This is a genomic window from Microbacterium longlingense (assembly GCF_058349825.2).
Window position 1 is genome coordinate 65,004 of record NZ_JBYRJA020000005.1, and the last position, 17,506, is coordinate 82,509.

Below are 17,506 nucleotides of genomic sequence, written 5' to 3' on the forward strand. Positions count from 1 at the left end.
TCGAGTCTATGCGCCCGCCGGCGCGACCACCGACATTCCGCCACGCCCGCCGGGCTGCGCCGCGCACCGCGAGAATCTGCGGGTCCACGAGCGCCCGCGTATCAGGGGCACAGCGACGCCGTCTCAGGCGCGCGGCAACTGCTCCGTGGAGCCCTGCCGCGCCTCCCAGGCCGCCTTCATGAAGCGACGCACATCCGGGTCGACCCGGATATCGCTGGGGCGCAGCGGTCGCGACAGGTACAGACCATCGAGCGAGGTCAGGCGCGACAGCGCGACGTAGGTCTGCCCGGGAGCGAACGCCCCGGACCCCAGGTCCACGATCGCGCGATCGTAGGTCTTGCCCTGCGACTTGTGGATCGTCACCGCCCACGCCAGACGCAGCGGGAACTGGGTGAACTCCGCCACGACCTCGCGCGAGAGCGTCTTCGTTCCCGGGTTGTACGCGTACCGGAAGCGCTCCCACACCGCCGGTTCGACATCGACCTCATCGCCGTCGATGTCCACGCGCACGGTGTCTCCGAGAATCCGCGTGACCGTGCCGATCGACCCGTTCACCCAGCGCGGCGGATCACCCGTCGGGGAGACGTCGTTGCGCAGGAACATCACCTGGGCGCCCACCTTGAGCTTCAGCTCCGCCTCCGCCGGGTAGGTGTCACCCTTGCCGAAATCGCCGCTGACCTCGGCGACCGCCGTCTGCTCGCGGCCGCCCAGAGCCGCCAGATGGCGGCGGTTGATCGTGTTCACGGTGTCGTTGCGCGTCGCGAGGGTGATGATCGGCACCTCCCCTGGCCCCGGATCCGGCGGCGTCCGCGCACCCGCGGTGTTCAGGACATCGGCGATCTCCGCGGTGACCCGCCCGTAGCGCACGGCGTTGAGCATCCGCTTGAACCCGTCATCGGACTGCCGGTGGATGTGCGTCAGCTCCCGCACATGCAGCTGCGCTCCATGCCGGCCCATGTCGATGAGGCCGTCCGTTGCCGCCTCCCCCGCCCAGACCCGGGCATCGAAGAACCAGAACGACCGGTAGTGATCCTGCACATAGCGCAGCTCATCGCCGCGGGGCGGCACGGGGGCCAGCTGGTACGGGTCGCCGAACATCACCACCTGCACGCCCCCGAACGGCTCCGCGCGGCGACCGCGCGCCTGGCGCAGCGCCCGGTCGATGCCGTCCATGAGATCGGCGTTGACCATGGAGATCTCATCGATGACCAGCGTGTCGATCGCATTGAGGATCCGGCGGGTGGCGTCGGACTGGTCGAGCTCGGTGTCGGCGATCAGACCGATGGGCAGGCGGAACAGCGAGTGGATCGTCTGTCCTTCGACGTTCAGCGCCGCGACTCCGGTCGGCGCGCACACCGCGATCTGCTTCTGCGTGCTCCACGCGAAGTGCTGCAGCAGAGTCGACTTGCCCGTTCCCGCCCGGCCGGTGATGAACACGTGCTCCCGCGTCTCCTCGATGAGCCGGAACAGCTCCTGCTGCTCCGGCGTCAGGGACGGAGGTGCCACGGTGTCGCTCTCTCTCGGTCGGGGCGCGGACGGCGCAGCGGCCTCCGTCGGCGGGACGGGAACACGCGCCGCTCCATGCTACGTCCCACGTCCGGCCCACACGGCGCGCACAGGCAGCGATGCCTAGAGTGGATCCATGCAGCCGGGCAGCGCACGAGGTCGTCGGCGCGCCAGCCTAGGCGCCGACTTGACCGTCCTCGCGCTGATCGGAGTGCTGACGGTGGCGGCCATGGGGGCAGGTGCCCTCTCGCTGTACCGCGAGTTCTACAGCGCATCGGCCTTCGTCGAACGCTACATCGATCTTCTCGCCAGCGGACGTGCCGCGGACGCCCTGCGGGTGCCGGGCGTCACCCTCGACCCGACCACCATGGCGGACGCCGGGATCCCGCCTTCCACCTCCGAGGCCCTCTTGCGCAGCAGCGCGCTTGCGCCGCTGTCCGATGCCGAGGTGGTCGAGGAGATCCCCACCGGCAGCGGGTCGAGCATCACCGTGTCGTACTCGGTGGGCGGGCTGCCGGGCACCACCACCTTCTTCGTCCGCCAGGCGGGCTGGGCCGGGATCGCACCCCGATGGGAGTTCGCGCAGAGCCCGCTGGCCGCGATCGAGCTCACTCTGCGCGGCAGCGAGCTGTTCTCCGTGAACGGCTTCGACATCGACCGGCGCCAGGTCGCGGAGCGGGGAGCCGCGGCACCTCCGCTCGAACCGGTCTCCCTGCTGGTGTTCGTTCCCGGGCTGTACATCGTGGAGGTCGATACGTCTGCGGCGACCGCCGACGGCATCGGCGTGCTGGCGGACGCCCCGTTGAGCTCCGTGCCGCTCGATGTCCAGGCGCAGCCGACCGATGAGTTCCGCGACGTCGTGCAGGAGAACGTCGAGATGTTCCTCGACACCACCTGCACCACGCAGCATGTGCTGCAGCCCACCGGCTGCCCCTTCGGCTACAAGGTGTTCGACCAGCTCGAAGGCGAACCCGTGTGGTCGATCGTGGAACAGCCAGAGATCGACATCGTGCCGGACGGGGCGAACTGGCGGATCCCCCCGACCGAGGCGGTGGCGCACCTCGAAGTGGAGGTGCGCTCGGTCTTCGACGGCGCGCTCTACACCGTGTCGGAGGATGTTCCCTTCGAGCTTGCCGGCAGCATCGTCATCCTCCCCGACGGCAAGGCCTCGATCCGCGTCGGCGCCCCTTAGAAGCGCTCCCGCGTCCGCGCCGAGTCACCAGGGTTTTCAGGTCGCCGGCCGCGGCCGGCGAACTGAAAACCCTGGTGACTCGGCGCGGACGCGAAGCGCGCGAGGGTCAGCGTTCGCGCTGGTCCGTGCGTGCGTCGCGCTCCGCGAGTGCTGCCAGACGCGCGTTGTACTCCGCCAGCTCGGCGTCGCCGGTGCGGTCTGCGTGGCGGTCCCGGCGCTTCTCGGTGCGCGCGTCGCTGCGACTCCACTGGATCGCCACCGTCACGGCGAGGATCAGCGTCGGGATCTCGCCCACCGACCACGCGATGCCGCCCCCGATGTACTGATCCTCCATCGGCGTCGGGCCCCACGTGCGCCCCATCGACCCGTACCACTCGGCCACGATCAGACCGCTCTGCATCATCAGCGCCATACCGAAGAACGCGTGCATCGCCATCACGCCGATCAGCAGCAGCAGCCGCCCCGGGTACGGCAGCCGGAAGTGCACCGGATCGCTGCCCACCAGCGTCATCGCGAACAGGAAGCCCGCGATGAGGAAGTGCGCCACCATCCACTCGTGGCCCAGGTGGTCCTTCACGGCCCAGCGCACGATATCGGTGAAGTAGAACGCCCACAGCGACAGGATGAAGATCGCAGCCGCGACGAAGGGGTTCGTGATCACGCGGGCGTAGGGCGAGTGCACACCCCACAGGATCCACTCGCGGGCACCGCGTGTGCCGTCGTCTCGTTTCTCGATCGTGCGGAGCGCGAGCGTCACCGGGGAGGCGAGGACGAGCGCGAGCGGGATCGCCATCGACAGCATCATGTGGCCGAGCATGTGCACGCTGAACAGGTAGTCCTGGTAGGCGTTTATGGCCCCCGACGTGACCCAGACGAGCAGGAGCATCCCGAACAGCCACAGGATCGTCCGGTGCACGGGCCAGTCATCCCCGCGGCGGCGCAGCCGCCGGACGCCCACGAGGTAGAAGACGATGCCGAAGCCGGCCACCACGAGCCACAGGATGTCGAAATCCCACTGCAGGAGCCAGCGATCGAGCGTGAACTCCGGCGGCAACGGCTCGCCGGTGAGGAACTCGGCTGGCGTGCGTGCGAGCTCCTCCTCCCCGAAGGGCGGGGGCGTGCGCGCCAGAGCCGCGGCCGCTCCGGAGGCCAGCCCCATCAGCGCGATCTCGCCGAGCACCAGCGTCCAGAACCGGGCGGGCTTGTCGGCCAGCACCGGGATGAGACGCATCCGATACCACGCCCCGACGAGGCCGAGAAGGCCGAGCAGGACGACCTTCGCCACGAGGACCGCACCGTAGGGGCTCCACAGGCCGTCCCAGCCGCCGAGGGCGACCGCGGAGCGTGCGAGACCAGACACGGCGACGACCACGAACGCCGCGAGCGCGAGCGACGAGTACCGGCGCACCACGTCCACCCCCGCCGCGGTCATCCGCCCGTTGGTGCCCCGCCATGCGCCGGACCCGCGCAGCACGACCAGGAGCAGGAGCCCGCCCATCCACACCGCCGCACCCAGGGTGTGCAGGAAGATCGAGTTGACCGCGATGTTGTGCCCCGCCGCGCCGCCGGCGTGGCCCTGGGTGGCCAGCGGGATGAACAGCGCCGCAGCCAGGATCGTGGTGAGCAGCACCGGCGTCCAGGTGCGCACCGCGAAGGTGAGGATCGTGACGACGGCGCCGGCGAGCACGGTGATGAGCCACGCGCGACCGAGGTCGCGTTCGAGCAGGAAGCGGCCGAGCATCTCCCCGAACTCGCGGTCTGCGCTGAGCTCGGGGGCGAACGACCACATGAAGGTGAGGAAGGCCGCCGCCGCCGACGTCACGGTGAAGACCGCGGCACCGGCGGACGCCGTGTCCAGCCCGATCTCGAAGGATCGCTCACCGGGCCGGGCCGTGAACAGCGACAGCACGAGGGAGCCGAGCATCGCGGCGGCGGCGAGGTTGCTGACCAGCTTCACCACCGGCAGACCCCAGCGCACCACCGGGCCGGCGTCGCGGAGGGCCACCGGGTCGGCGCCGCCGCCGACGACGAGCGCGGCGACTACGGCGATCAGACCCGCGATGCCGAGGATGGCGGGGCCAGCGAACCGGAGTGCCGTTGACGTGTGCTGCGCCCGAGAACTCACCCCTCCAGCCTAGGCGCGCCGCCTGCCCTTCCTGTCTCTTCACCGGCTCCACCCCGTCTGTGCGCGCAAACAGCGTGGATTCGCCGCAAACAGGGTGGATTCGGCGAGCGGGGCGCGCGAAAACCAACGAGGGCCGTCCCGAACGGGACGGCCCTCGTTGGAGGTGTGCGGTCTTACTTGACGGCAGCCTTGAGCTTGGAGCCAGCGGTGACCTTCACGCGCTTGCCAGCGGGGATCTTGATCTCGGCGCCGGTCTGCGGGTTGCGACCGGTGCGAGCGGCGGTGTCGACCTGCTCGAAGGCGATCCAACCGGGGATCGAGACCTTGTTGCCCTTGGCGACGGCGTCGGAGACCGTGGCGAAGAGCGCGTCGAGAACGCCGGACACGGCGGCCTGGCTCTGGCCGGTCGCACTGGCGATGCTCGCGACGAGCTCGGTCTTGGTGATGGACTTGTCAGCCATGTCTTCCTCCAGCGACAGGGATCCCGTCGCGTTGTACGTGGGTCGCGAGCCGCGGATGCGGTCCGCTCGGTCGATCGACCGTGTGAAGGCTACCAACTCAGGCTGGAAATCCGCGGAATCACGCGGAATTTCCCCGTATACGGGCGTGTCGCCCCCACCAATTCCGTCGAATCCACCCGCTGCGCCCCGATTCCGCCCTGTTTCGGCGTGCACAGCCGGTGGATTCGGCACGTGACGGGCGAATTGGCCGACGCGGCGCGGAGGGCGCGAGCGCGACGGGAGGATGACGCAGGGGCGGGGATCCGGATGGATCCCCGCCCCTGCGTCACGACGTGCTTACCAGCTCGACTTGGTCACACCGGGCAGCTCGCCACGGTGGGCCATGTCACGGAAGCGGACACGCGAGATGCCGAACTTCGTGAGGACACCACGGGGGCGGCCGTCGATGACGTCACGCGAACGCAGGCGGACCGGCGACGCGTTGCGCGGCAGCTTCTGCAGGCCGACGCGGGCGGCCTCGCGGGCCTCGTCGGTCGCGTTGGGGTCGACCAGGGTCTTCTTCAGCTCCGCACGACGCTCGGCGTAGCGCTCGACCACGGCCTTGCGCTGCTCGTTACGGGCGATCTTGCTCTTCTTCGCCATGAATCAGCGCTCCTCTCGGAATTCGACGTGCTTGCGCACCACGGGGTCGTACTTCTTCAGCACGATGCGGTCAGGGGTGTTGCGGCGGTTCTTCTTGGTCACGTAGGTGTACCCCGTGCCAGCGGTCGAACGCAGCTTGATGATCGGACGGACGTCCTGAGCCTTCTTAGCCATCAGAGCTTCACACCCTTCGCAAGGAGGTCCTTCACGACGTTGTCGATGCCGCGCGCGTCGATCACCTTGATGCCCTTGGCGGACACGTTCAGGGTGACCTTACGACCGAGCGACGGCACGTAGTAGGTCTTCTTCTGCACGTTCGGGTCGAAGCGACGCTTCGTCCGGCGGTGCGAGTGCGAGATGTTGTGACCGAAGCCGGGAACAGCACCGGTCACCTGGCACACTGCTGCCATTGTGGTGACTCCTTCAATACCGTGAGGCCGGACGACCTCACCCAAGATCCCTTGTCTGCGCCCGAGCTCACCCACGACTTGCTGACGAGAACAGGCACGAACTATGCACCGGAGTGTGCACAGACAATCGACAACGTTATCACAGATCGGCCGCCGTCTCGCGGGGCCTGCGAGACGGCCTTCCCGTCGGGGCCTGCGAGGATGAGGGAATGGATGCCGGGAAGACGATGCGCCGGTACGCGATGATCGCCGGTGCTGTTGTGGGGGCCGTGCTCGGACTCTGCGTGCTGATGCTCACGCCGGTGCTGCCGTCGGGCGGCGGATCCGGGGTTGCGGCGCTCGGGATCGGGCTCACCAGTATGGCGATGGGCGCGAATGCGATCCAGCTTCGGGCGACGCGGCGCCTCGAGGAGCGTCGACGGGAGAGAGCGGCGCTGCTGGTGTCGTCCCCGACCGCCGCCGAACAGGCGCCAGGACGGGTGGTGAAGGTGTACCAGAAGGCGCAGCACCGGGTCGCCACCGCGACCATGCCCCCGCATGAGGAGCCGTCCCGTCTGGCGCTGGTGTCGATGCTCACCACGTCCACGCCGCCGCGGCAGTCGTCTGTGGTGGTGCCCGCACGGTACGGGATCACTGCGGGAGCCCCCGTCGCTCTTCTGGTCGACCGAGAGGACGCAGACGTCGTCATCCTCGACGATCGCGTGTCGGCCGCCCAGCTGGCCACGATCCATGCCGACCCGCGTTGGAGCACCACCCGCGTCCGTTCGTTGGCCAGCCTGCAGGGCCTGTGGCCGATGCTGACGAGCATGGCGGGCACGACCCTTGCCGTCGTCGTGCTGGGCTTCGCGCTGCACGGCCGATAGACCACGGCATGGCCCACACATTCGGCGTCCGGCATGCGCCGGATGCAAGGATCGTGGGTGACGGCACCTGATGCCGCGAGGGGGACGCATGACGGATGTGCATGATCGACGCTGGTGGCCGGGCTCACCCTACGACCTCGTCGACACCCGGCGCTGTCCGGCGTGCTTCACCTCGATCACACGATCGACCTGCCAGAGCTGCGGCCTCGACCTCGCCGATCCGCGGATGACACAGGTGCTCGCACTCGGCGAGCGCATCACCGAGATCGAGACGGAGCGGCAGGCCCTGCTTCGCGAGATCCGCGAGCCTCAGGCCCCAGCGCCCGCCGTGTCGCCCCCCGCATCCGCGGCGAATCCGGTCGAAGCGGTTCTCGGCCGCGCTGCACCACCCCCGCCCCCTGCGGTGCCCTTGGGCGCAGCCGGTTTCGGCGGAGACCAGGCCCCGGGCACGATCGGCGCAGCAGCCCCGTCCGATGCCGCGGGGCTCGCCCCCGCGGGGCCCCGCACGACGCCCGGTGATTCGCCGCAGGCCGCCGCTGGCGCCACGCCCGCAGCTGGCTCGCCGGCGCCCACCGTCGCGGCCCCACGGGCAGCCAGCGACGAGCTCCCGGTGACCCCGCCCTCTGCCGCCGGCCCACCGCCCGCGCCCCGGCGACGCCTGACCGTACCGGTGCTGCTCCTGATCGTCGGGGTGAGCCTGGTGTCGATCGCGGCGATCTTCTTCCTCACGCTGGCGTGGTTCTTCTCCTCTGTCGCCGTGCGGGCGCTCATCATCGGCGGCGTGACCCTCGGAGCGATCGGGATCGCCTCCCTGCTGCGCCGTCGCCGCCTCACCGCGACCGCAGAGGGGGTGGCGGTGATCGGCGTGGTGCTGCTCGCGCTCGATGTGTGGGGGGTCCGCGCGAACGACCTGCTCGGCACCGGTTCGATCACGCCCGCCGTCTACGCCGGCGTCGGGGTCTTGATCGCGGGGGTCCTCTGCCGCGCCTGGGCGGTGCTGTCCCGGCTGCGTGCCCCCGACTTCGCCGCCGTCCTGGCGGTTCCCGCCGGCGTCGGCCTGCTGACGGCGGGCCTGGTGCACGGGGATCGGCCCGGCGTGCTCGCCGCCGGCCTGCTGGGCGCCGCCCTGGGTGGTCTTGCGCATCGCCTGCCCCCGCCGCTCTCCGCCGCTCGGTCGGCGACGGATGCCGTGGTCGAGCGCTCGATCCTCGCGGCCGTCGGCGTGGCAGCGCTCGTCGGCGGCACGGTCACCGGCTGGTTCGCGTCGCCGCAGACCGCCTGGCTGCCCCTGGCCCTCACCACGCTGACCACTCTCCTCGCCGTCGCGCACGTGGGTGCGCTCCGACGCAGCGCACCCGTCCCGTACGCCGGGCTGCTGTCTGCGACCGCCGCCGTCACCGCCACGATCGCGGTGGCCACCCTCGGCTGGCAGATGGCGCTGCGCGACGGCACCGTCTTCGCTCATACGTTCCTGGCACCGGTCGTCGCCGTTGCGGTGCTCGTCGCGCTGCTGCGCGCCCGGCTGCTGCCCCGATGGTCGGGAGTGCTCACCGTCCCGGCCATCGGCGCGGCCGTCGTCGCTGCCGGCAGCCTGCTGACCGTGCTCGTGCGGTGGACGGTTTCCAGCGTCGCGGAAGCGTCCGCCCACGTGCTGTGGCGCACCGCGCCGTTCGCCGCACCGGATTCCGGCCGAGCGGTGTGGATCTGCGCGGCGGCGCTCGTGATCGCCGCACTGCTGCTGTGGATCCCCCGCGCGGTGTCCGCGTCGGTGGCGATGCTGCGCCCGATGGTCGTCGCACCGGTGGTGCTGATCGGCGCCTTCGCCTCCGGTGTTCCTGCGGCCGTCGTCGCGGCCGGGACCCTGCTCGGAGCAGCGGCGGTCTTCTTCGCGGCGCGCGAGCACGGCGCGGCGGGCGCCGGAGACCCTGGACCATCGCGGACCGGTGGCTTCTCGCCGGCTGCCGCCTGGGTGAGCGTGGCCGTCATCGGCGTCGTCGCCGGGTGCGCGGCGGGAACAGCGCACCCCGGCCTCTGGGTCGTGGCGGTGTGTGTCGCCGCGGCGCTTCCGGTGGCGCTGGGCCGGGCGGTGCATGCGGATGGCACGGCACTCATGGTGGCCGCGATCGCACCGGTCGCGGTGTTCGCGCTGGCGACGCTCTGGGCCCCGAGCGCGCTGAGCGCGGTGACCGGCCTCGCGCCAGACGGCACAGCGACCACCCTGGTGCTCGTGCAGTGGCTCGCGGTGATCGTGCTCGCCGTCGCGATCCTCCTCTCTCGGAACGCGCCGGTGCGCGCGGCCCTGATCGGCGCCGGGGTGGCGCTGGCGGCCGTCGGCCTTGTTCCGCTGATGCGCGTTGTCGTCGGGGTGCCGCTGCGCCCGGACTTCTTCTCGGTCATCGATCTCCTGGAGCAGCCGGGGCTGGGGCTGATCAGGGCAGCAGCGCTGCTCGTTCTGCTCGCCCTGGTGGCTCTGCGCCCGGTGGCACCGACCGCGCTGCGTGCCGCGGCCGCGGCACTGGCGGCTCCGGCGCTCGCGGTCGTCGCCGTGATCGTGATCTCCCTCACGGCAGGCGAAGCCTGGGTCGCTGCGACACCGCTGCTCTCGGACCTGATGTGGAAGTGGGCCGAGCCCGCGGGCGGAGCGGTCGCGATCGTCGCGGCGGGCGGCATCACGGCGATGGTCGGCGCGGTGCTCGGCCTGCGGGGTGACGACCGGTCGCCTGTGCGCGCCGCTGCCGACATCGGCGCTGTCGCGATCGCGCTCCCCCTCGCTGCGCTCCCCCTCGCTGCGCTCCCCCTCGCCGCGACGCACCACGGCGCCGTGCTCGCCGCCCTGGCCGTGCTCCTGGGGGCCGCGAGCGTATCCCGCAGCTGGCTCCCGCCGGCACCGGTCACGGACGCACCGCAGACACCGGAGCCTCTGAGCTCCGCCGCACTGCCCCCGGAGGCCCTTCTGCCGGGGGCGCGGACCGTTGTGCCGCGCCTGCCGGGCGCTGCGACGCCGCTCGTACGCCTCATCCGGGCGCGCTCCCTGCGTCCGCTGCTCGCCTGGCCCGCCATCGCCGCAGCCGCCCTGTCGTGGTGGGACACCCTCGACCGCAACGTTCCGACGGCTCTTCCTGAGCTGTATGTGCTTCCGGTCGCGCTGGTGCTGGCGGCTTTCTGCGCGGTGCTCGTGCGGCTGCGCCGCCGTGGCGAGGCGACGCTGGCGATCGTGCTGTCGTTCACGCTCGGTCTGATCGTTCTGGCATTCGAGGGCGGCTCCGGCTCGCCCTGGCGCGGGACGATCGTCGCCACCGTCGCCGCCGCCCTGACCCTGGCGCTCAGCTGGTCACCGCTGCGCACGCCGCGCGGCGTCGCGGCGGGGGGTGCGGCCACCGCCCTCGCGGCGATCGCCCTCATCGCGCTGGCCCGGGCCGCCGGGCCAGACGACGCCGAGACGGCGTGGCTGCTCCTGCTCGCCGGAAGCGCCTACCTCGCGGCGTCCGGGTTCGGCCGTGGCCAGAGCGACGTGGCGGCGGATGCTGTCCGGACCGATGCGGTCCTCCCGGCGGTGGGCGAGCCGCGCGTGGACCACCGGCGCCGCCACGGCGTGCGACCGGTCTGGTTCACCCGATTCGTCCCTCCGGCGACGATCATCGTCGCGCTCTACGCGGTGCTGGGCTCGATGCGGTCCGTGCTGGTCGTGGTGATCGCGCTCGCCGCGCTCGCCCTCATCCACCTGGCATCGGCGTGGATCGGTCGTGATCCGTTCGGCGCTGTGTCGCGTTGGACGGCCGCGGCGGCAGCCCTGGTCCTCGCGCTGATGCAGGCCGCGCTGAAACAGGCCGAGCCGTGGGAACTGCTCACCCTGCCCGTCGCAGCGCTGCTGCTGGCCGGCGCCGCGCTCGCCGTGCTGCGGCGCATGCGCGAGGGCCGGAATCCGAACGCCGAGCTCCCCGCGTGGCTCGGAGGCATCGCGCTCGCGATCCTGCCCAGCCTGCTCGGGTGGCCGGCCGATCTCCGGATCTGGCTCGTGATCGGCCTGTGCACCGCCGGCGGCATCGCCGCAGCCCTGGTGCAGCACCCGTTCGCCCTGCCCACCGCCCTCACGCTCGCCGGTGGCGCCCTCGTGATGGGCACCCGCGCGCTCGAGCACGGATCGACCCCGCCGGCGATCGTCGCCGGGCTGGGCGCGGTCGCCCTGGGTGCGGCGCTGATCGCCCGCCGGGCCACCGCCACCACCCCGCTGATCCTGCTGGCACCCGGGGCGGGAGCGCTGCTCGCCGGCGCTGCCGCGGTGTCCGCATCCGACATGCGCACCCTCCCGACCGCCGTCACGGTCTGCACTGCCACGGTGATCGCCGCGCTCGGCGCCGGGATCCTGCGTCGGGCAGACTGGCTGCCGCTCGCGGCGATCCTGGCGATCGGCGGGTCGGGCACCGCTGTCGTGGCCGGCCTCCTGCGCTTCCAGAGCACCGTCGGCGTCGCCGCCCTCGCCGCCGAGACCATGGCCTGGCCGCTGGCGATCGCGCTGGCGATCGGCGTGGTGGCCGCGATCGCCCTGAGCGGCGCGACCGATGCGCGGATCCGGATGGCGGTGGGTATCGCCCTGTCGGCAGGCTCTGTGGTGGTCGCGGCCGGCGAGCTGTGGGCGCTGACCACGCAGACCCCGCTCGGCGCGCAGCTCGCGGCGACGACGACCGTCACGCTGCTCACCGCCGCGGCCGTGGCGGGCTACGCGGTCCGGGCGCAGCTCGGCCCGATTCTGATGGCGACGGCATCGGCATCGGGCGCCGTCTTCGCGCTCGTCGCGGTGACCCTGCACGGCGTGCGGCCGATCGAGCTGGTGGTCGCGCCGATCGCGCTGGGCGTGACCGCGGTGGGTCTCCGCACGCTCACGCGCCTGCCCGCTGCCCGGTCATGGCCGCACCTCGGTGCCGGGCTCGCGCTGCTGACGGTTCCGTCGTTGCTGCACGACTTCGGGACCACCGCGCTGTGGCGGGTCGTCGCGCTCGGGGTCGTGGCCGTCGCTCTGGTGGTGTGGGGCGCGGTGCGCCGGCTGCAGGCGCCGCTCGTGCTGGGATCCGCGGTGCTGCTCGTGCACGCACTCGCGCAGCTGTGGCCCTGGATCTCCGCGGTCTACGCCGCGACGGAGTGGTGGCTGTGGGCCGGCATCGCCGGTGTGCTCCTGATCCTGGTCGCGGTGCGCTACGAGAAGCAGAAGGTGGCGGTGCGGAAGGCCTTCACCGCCATCGCCGACCTCCGATAGCCATCGTGGGCCTCCGAGAGGTCGGCCAAACCATCCCCTTCCCACCCCTCCCCGCCGGCGTGCGTCGAAGCGGCCGCTTGCCCAACTCAGGCAGCGTTGCCGCCAAACCCGAGACGCGCCGCAACAGCGGGCCGCGGCCCCGAAGCTGCCTGAGTTCGGTCAGCGGAGTCGGGCGGCCTCCGCCGCGCCCCGGCCCCAGCGGAACGGCGAGACGGTCTCGTCGCCGGGCACCCAGAACCGCCACGGGAACGCATCCGTCCCCGCCACCCCCGCAACGCCGACGCGCGGGCCGGCCGCGACCTCCGCGAGGGGCGTGCCCAGCCACAGCTCTGCCACCGCGCCCTCCTGCGGCTCGGCGGCGATCGCGTCGATGCCGTCGTGCAGCGGATGCCGCAGACCCGACACCTGCCCCAGGCGCCCCGGCCCCCGGGCGAGGTCGCGGCCCCGACGTCCGGAACGACTCTGCGCGACATCCACCCCCTCGACCACCTGCGCGGCACGCAGCAGCACACCCCCGGCCTGCCCGTCCGGCCCGCAGACGACGTTCACGCACGAGTGGATACCGTGACTCAGATACACGTAGAGGTGGCCGGGTTCTCCCCACATCGTGGCGTTGCGGGGGGTGAGCCCCATCCGCGCGTGCGACCCGGGGTCCGGCTCCGCGCCCGTGCCGCGACCGTGGTAGGCCTCGACCTCGGTGAGACGCAGCCGCACCACGGCGCCCGCGACCTCGGTGCGCAGCTCGGCGCCCAGCAGCAGCGGTGCGATCTCGACCGGCAGCGCCTGCAGATCGTCTCGCGTGGCGCGGCGCAGCGCCGTCACGGGTGCTCCGTCGTCGAGCGGCACGCGCGAGAACAGGCAGTCAGCATCAGAACAGGCAGCTTCCTGCGGAAGCTGCCTGTTCTGATGCTGACTGCCTGTTCTGACGCAGGTCGGGTTGCGCCGCTCATGGCCGCGGCGCCGACGCGCACCACGAGACATCGAAGCCCCGCAGGGGCAGGCTCTCCTCGCCCGTCGCCACATCGAAGATGTGCGTCTCGAGTCGCCCCGGCAGAGGCAGCCGCAGCCGGTCGTACGGGTTCTGCGGCAGGTTGGGGGCCACCGTGATGGCGGCGTACTGCCCGCTCGGCGACGCGCACGTCTGCATGATCGCATCCGCGCCGCTCACCTCGAACAGCACGCGGGCTGCGCCAGCCGCGTCGACGTGCACGATGGCCTGGCCGGTGGGAAGGCCGGCCTCATCGCGCTGCACGATGTGCCGCAGCGTGCCCTGCGGCATGGCGACGATGCCCTGCGGGAAGCCGTAGTCGGGCTCGGAGGCGACCAGCGGCGTCTCCTCCCCGGTGGTCAGATCGACCTCCTTCACCCCGGCGGCGGTCTCGATGATCGCGGTATAGGTGCCGTGCGGCATCCCCTGGATCTTCATCGCCGTGCCGAGAAGCACCGGCTCGGCGTCTGCCGCCAGGTCGGTGACCCAGAGCGAACCGGCGAAGTCGATGTAGATCGCCGACGACGTGTCCGGCACGAACAGCCAGTCGGCGATGCCCGGCTCCACGCCGTCATTGACGAGCACCCGTGGCTCTCCGCCGGTGATGGTCTGCGCGACGAGCACGCTCGCGCGGCCCCCGTCAGCGAGGTTGCGATCGGTGTAGGTGTAGCCGACGAGTCCGCCCCGATCGGAGACCTGCACCGATGCGACGTATCCGTCGCCCGGCAACGGCAGCGTCTGCGGGTCGGAGCCGTCGCGGCGCATGACGATGATCTCGGCGAAGCCGTCTTCCTCGACCACCACGACGAGGCGGTTCGTCGTGGCGCGGAAGTCGTCGATGTTCGGGTGCCGGAACACCGGCTCAGCCGCCTCGCCGGTGAGATCGGTGCGGAAGATGGCGTCATCTCCGTCGGTGCGCTGCAGGATGAAGATCTCGGAGGCCGGGGTGCGGAACGTGGTCTCCAGCGCCGCGTCCGCGCCGCCGCCCTCGGCGGTGACGCCGGAGACGCGCACGGTGTACTCGGTGTCGTCGTCGAGCGGGGTCGTGAACCGCACCCCCACGCTGCGGCCCGCGGCGTCCACGGTGAACGGCACGGCAGGGGTCACGCTCACCTGATCCGCGGCGATCTCGGCGAGGTTCTGATTGGCGGTGAGCACCACCCGGCTGCCGGACTCCTCGATCGCTCCGCGCGGATCGACCTGCACAGCGCTGAGCCGGGGCCCCTGCAGCAGGCTCACCACGGCGAAGCCGCCCCCCACGAGGACGAGCACGCCGAGCACGGCGGCGAGCACGATGCCGAAGCGGCGCACCTGCCGCGGGGTCTCCCGCGGCAGCGCATCCGCCACAGGATCTGCCGCCGCAGGCTTATGAACGGTCTGCGATGCGCGCTCCGCCGCGCGGTGGTGCGGATCGGGTTCCGCCGCGGAGCGGGCAGGGCTCGGCACCGTTGGCGCGGACTCCTCCACCGCCGGGGCGATCGCCCGCGCCTCGGGCACGCCCTGCTCCGGGAGGGCGAACACCGCCGCGATGTCGACCGCCGCCTCATCGGCCGGCGCGGCGGCATCCGGCGGTTCCGCGCCCGCCGTCTCCCGCGCGTCTGGCGAGCGCTGCTCCCCGGGTCCGGTCGTCCCCGGCACGGCGGCCGCCGCCTCTTCCGCGGCACGGCGAGCCGCCTCGGCCTCGCGAATCGTCCGCGCCTCAGCGCGGGTGCGCGGTGCGGCGTCACGTCCGGGGTCGGCGCCCTCGTGGTCAGTACTCATAGGGGTCTCCCGGCTCTGCCACGCCGACGACGTCGTCCGGCACCACCCGCAGCGAACCGTCTTCTCCGGCGCGTACGGTGCCGGTGATCTCGACCCAGTCGCCCACCTGATAGGACGACGCCCAGGCCGGCAGAGCGATCGTCACCGCAGCCGGCTGTGCGTCGATCACGCAGTGCGTGATCACCATGCGCGTGAGCCGCATCTCGTCGTCGGCGTCGCCGGGGGTGATGAAACCGGTGAGGGCGACGCTGGTGCCGTCCCAGGACTCCGGCCGCGCGGCAGAGCTGAACACGGTCGACCATTCCGCCATCCCGAAGCCGCTGGGGTCGACCTTGCCGAGGGCTACGTCGTCGGCGCCGGCGAACAGCACGGTGCCACCCGGGCCGCGTTCCATCGCCAGCTGCACGGAGAGGGAAGCCGGGGGCAGCACGATCGCCGCGACTGCGAGCCCGGACGCCACCACGCCGCCGACCGCGGCGGCGGTCACCCCGACCGCACGGCGGGCGGGGCCGGCGTCGGCTCCGGCATGGTCGTGGTCGTGGCCGTGCTCCTCCTCGGCGCCGAGCGGCAGCGTGCAGGTCCAGATGGCACCGGCGAGAACGACCACGGCGCCCGCGGCGGCGAACCACACCGACTCCGGTGCGATGTAGAGGGTGAGGCGTCCGGTCGCGGTCAGCGCAAGCGTCGCGACCGACAGCAGTGTGGCGAGGCCGACCCCGAGCCATCGGTTCACGAGCGAACGCCGTCGATCGACGGCATGGGCATGGGCATGGGCATGGGCATCAGCCAAGGACGTTCACCCCGATCCCGATGGTGAAGGCCGACAGCAGCACCACCGCCACGATCCCGGCGAGGGTGCGCGCGGTGAAGGTCGTGCGCAGCAGCGCGATCATCTTGATGTCCACCAGCGGACCGACCAGCAGGAACGCGATGATCGCGCCGGGCGAGAACGCCGAGGCGAACGACAGGACGAAGAAGGCGTCGACGTTGGAGCAGATCGCCACGGTGATCGCGAGCGCCATCATCGCCACGATCGACAGCACCGGGTTCGCCCCGATCGCGAGGAGCACATCGCGCGGCACGAGCACCTGCACCGCTCCGGCCAGGAGCGATCCGATCACGAGCGCCGGCATCACGGCGCGCAGCTCGATGATGAACTGCACGAGCGAGCGGCGGAAGGGTGTGCCCGGCTCCTGGGCGACCCGCTCGCAGGTGTCGGTGAACCGCTCGGTGAGCAGCGACTGCGGGTCGGGGTGGCGGCTGTAGATCCAGCCGATGAGGTTGGCGATGAGGTAGCCGCCCACGAGACGGGCGACGAGGATCCCGTCGTCCCACCCGAAGGCGGAGTGCGTGGTGAGGATGACGATCGGGTTGACGATCGGCGCCGCCATGAGGAAGGTCAGTGCCTCGGCGGGCGCCAGGCCGCGCATCATGAGACCACGGGCGAAGGGAACGTTGCCGCACTCGCAGACCGGGATGAACATGCCCAGCAGGGACAGCACGGCGCGCCGCGCCCAGCCCCGTCGCGGGAGAACCCGCTCGATCCAGCCCGGCGGGAGCCATACCTGCACGACGATCGACAGGAGCACCCCGAGCACGACGAACGGCAGCGCCTCGATCAGGACGCTCAGGGAGAGGGTGACGCCGTCCTGGGCGCGGTCGGGCAGGGCGGCAGGGAACAGGTGGGGCGCAAGAGCGTCGATCGCGAAGAGGACGGCGATGATCGCGGCGCCGAGCAGGACGCCGACAGCCGCCCGGGTCCCCGGCGACCACCGCGGGCGCTGCGGGGCGGGTCGCCGGGGTGCTGCGGACGCAGAGCGCCCGACATCCGCGCCGGTGACCCGCGTCGTGCTCACGCGCCCTCGGGCTCGGTGGTCGCGGTCTGCTTCGCGGTGCACGCGGCGCACAGCCCGAACACGTCGACGACGTGCTCGGCGGCGGTGAAGCCGTGCTGGGCGGCGGTGCTGCGCGCCCAGGTCTCGACCTCGTGGGCCTCGATCTCGACGGTGAAGCCGCAGGAGCGGCAGATCAGGTGATGATGGTGATGCGGCGTCCGGCAGGCGCGGTAGAGCGCCTCGCCCTCCGGGCTCTGGAGCTGGTCGGCCTCACCGGAGGCGGCGAGACCGGAAAGAGCCCGATACACGGTCGCCAGCCCGATGCCGGTGTTGTCGTCACGGAGGGTGGCGTGCAGCGCCTGGGCGCTCACGAAGCCCGGCGCGTCCGCGAGTGCATCGCGCACCCGCTCGCGCTGCCACGTATTGCGCTGAGCCATGCCCATGAGTCTAGGCCGTCGGGCTGTGCACGGCG

14 protein-coding genes are annotated in these 17,506 nt (G+C 71.8%); 3 read left to right on the plus strand and 11 right to left on the minus strand.

Features of this window, described 5'->3' with window-relative positions:
• Positions 1-123 precede the first annotated feature (123 nt).
• Positions 124-1,506: an ATP-dependent DNA helicase gene (locus tag AC3RXY_RS08565; RefSeq protein WP_491510490.1), complete on the minus strand. Its 1,383-nt coding sequence runs from the start codon at positions 1,504-1,506 to the stop codon at positions 124-126.
• A 187-nt stretch (positions 1,507-1,693) separates the two neighbouring features.
• Between AC3RXY_RS08565 and AC3RXY_RS08570 the strand changes: the two genes are divergently transcribed.
• On the plus strand, positions 1,694-2,698 hold the full coding sequence (locus AC3RXY_RS08570) for a hypothetical protein (RefSeq protein WP_491510491.1): 1,005 nt from the start codon (positions 1,694-1,696) through the stop codon (positions 2,696-2,698).
• Positions 2,699-2,804: 106 nt separating this feature from the next.
• On the opposite strand, the gene AC3RXY_RS08575 is transcribed toward AC3RXY_RS08570, so the two are convergent.
• The 5 genes from AC3RXY_RS08575 to rpmB all read right to left on the minus strand — a co-directional run bounded on the left by AC3RXY_RS08575 (position 2,805) and on the right by rpmB (position 6,336).
• A complete protein-coding gene (locus tag AC3RXY_RS08575) occupies positions 2,805-4,823 on the minus strand; it encodes a bifunctional copper resistance protein CopD/cytochrome c oxidase assembly protein (protein ID WP_491510492.1) in 2,019 nt (672 codons plus the stop codon).
• Between the two features lie 173 nt (positions 4,824-4,996).
• Positions 4,997-5,284 (minus strand): HU family DNA-binding protein, encoded by a 288-nt coding sequence (locus AC3RXY_RS08580; RefSeq protein WP_491510493.1) that lies wholly within the window; start codon positions 5,282-5,284, stop codon positions 4,997-4,999.
• A 336-nt stretch (positions 5,285-5,620) separates the two neighbouring features.
• Positions 5,621-5,926, minus strand: coding sequence for a 30S ribosomal protein S14 (rpsN, locus tag AC3RXY_RS08585; RefSeq protein WP_491510494.1), 306 nt, complete (start codon positions 5,924-5,926; stop codon positions 5,621-5,623).
• A 3-nt stretch (positions 5,927-5,929) separates the two neighbouring features.
• Positions 5,930-6,100 carry a 50S ribosomal protein L33 gene (gene rpmG / locus AC3RXY_RS08590; RefSeq protein ID WP_298041383.1) on the minus strand — a complete coding sequence of 57 codons (171 nt, stop codon included), beginning with the start codon at positions 6,098-6,100 and terminating at the stop codon, positions 5,930-5,932.
• Entirely contained in the window at positions 6,100-6,336 is a 237-nt protein-coding gene (rpmB, locus tag AC3RXY_RS08595; protein ID WP_491510495.1) for a 50S ribosomal protein L28, read from the minus strand. Before rpmB ends, rpmG begins: the two co-directional genes overlap by 1 nt.
• Positions 6,337-6,545: 209 nt before the next feature.
• On the opposite strand from rpmB, the gene AC3RXY_RS08600 reads away from it, so the two are divergent.
• On the plus strand, positions 6,546-7,199 hold the full coding sequence (locus tag AC3RXY_RS08600; protein WP_491510496.1) for a hypothetical protein: 654 nt from the start codon (positions 6,546-6,548) through the stop codon (positions 7,197-7,199).
• A gap of 88 nt (positions 7,200-7,287) precedes the next feature.
• Positions 7,288-12,450 (plus strand): SCO7613 C-terminal domain-containing membrane protein, encoded by a 5,163-nt coding sequence (locus tag AC3RXY_RS08605; protein WP_491510497.1) that lies wholly within the window; start codon positions 7,288-7,290, stop codon positions 12,448-12,450.
• Positions 12,451-12,609: 159 nt separating this feature from the next.
• On the opposite strand, the gene AC3RXY_RS08610 is transcribed toward AC3RXY_RS08605, so the two are convergent.
• The 5 genes from AC3RXY_RS08610 to AC3RXY_RS08630 form a co-directional block, all read right to left on the minus strand.
• On the minus strand, positions 12,610-13,272 hold the full coding sequence (locus tag AC3RXY_RS08610) for a DNA-3-methyladenine glycosylase (RefSeq protein WP_491510498.1): 663 nt from the start codon (positions 13,270-13,272) through the stop codon (positions 12,610-12,612).
• A gap of 124 nt (positions 13,273-13,396) precedes the next feature.
• Positions 13,397-15,199: a hypothetical protein gene (locus AC3RXY_RS08615; RefSeq protein WP_491510499.1), complete on the minus strand. Its 1,803-nt coding sequence runs from the start codon at positions 15,197-15,199 to the stop codon at positions 13,397-13,399.
• Entirely contained in the window at positions 15,189-15,989 is an 801-nt protein-coding gene (locus tag AC3RXY_RS08620; protein WP_491510500.1) for a TIGR03943 family putative permease subunit, read from the minus strand. Before AC3RXY_RS08620 ends, AC3RXY_RS08615 begins: the two co-directional genes overlap by 11 nt.
• Positions 15,982-17,055 (minus strand): permease, encoded by a 1,074-nt coding sequence (locus AC3RXY_RS08625; RefSeq protein WP_491510501.1) that lies wholly within the window; start codon positions 17,053-17,055, stop codon positions 15,982-15,984. The genes AC3RXY_RS08620 and AC3RXY_RS08625 overlap by 8 nt, the downstream gene beginning before the upstream one ends.
• Positions 17,052-17,471 carry a Fur family transcriptional regulator gene (locus AC3RXY_RS08630; RefSeq protein WP_491510502.1) on the minus strand — a complete coding sequence of 140 codons (420 nt, stop codon included), beginning with the start codon at positions 17,469-17,471 and terminating at the stop codon, positions 17,052-17,054. Before AC3RXY_RS08630 ends, AC3RXY_RS08625 begins: the two co-directional genes overlap by 4 nt.
• Positions 17,472-17,506: the final 35 nt, after the last annotated feature.